We start from the raw sequence: 636 nt of genomic DNA, 5'->3' as shown, positions 1-636 counted from the left end.
ATCGCATAGGTGGCCACCAATGGTTTGATACTTGGCAATTTATCAAAGGCCAGTAATGCCATATTACGTGCCAACTTGATGGCGGGATTAGGATGCGTGAAGCCATGTACCACGGCATCACAGAATCGAATCACTCGTTTTTGATCCGTTTGACGCGCTTTCTCATAGCGCTTTAGTAATTGTGCATTACCGATGTCTTCGCCTTTGAGCACTTGTGCGCTCATCATCTGCGCCAATACATGCGCATCTCGCATACACAGATTGAACCCTTGACCCGCGACAGGATGCAACGTATGAGCGGCATTGCCCATGATAACGCAGCGACCCTCGACCTGCTTGTCCGCCAATACACGCGACAAAGGATAAGCGCCGCGGCGGCCAGCAGTAACAAACTTGCCCGCGCGCTGCCCAAATGCCTGCTGTAGCGTCTGCAAGAAATGGGCGTCGTCTTCTAGATATCTGGTTTCTTCACCTGTTGGACAGACCCAAACCACAGAGCGTCTATAACCTTGTTGATACTCATCATTGCCGTCGCCCTCTGGATCCGTCAGTGGCAGCACAGCTAGCGGCCCTGCTGGGCTAAAGCGCTCAATCGCCACATGCTCATGCCGTCTATCGGTCTCTACCACACCAACG

1 protein-coding gene is annotated in these 636 nt (G+C 52.7%); it reads right to left on the bottom strand.

Annotated features, from left to right (window positions below; translation table 11 throughout):
- Window positions 1–636 (bottom strand): FAD-dependent monooxygenase (locus tag ACS8FC_RS18560; protein ID WP_439297875.1); only part of this gene is annotated, 636 nt, incomplete at both ends.

The sequence above is a fragment of the Psychrobacter sp. 1Y4 genome, assembly GCF_051847555.1.
Note: the sequence above shows the minus strand (reverse complement) of the source record. Positions and strands in the feature narration are given on the sequence as shown.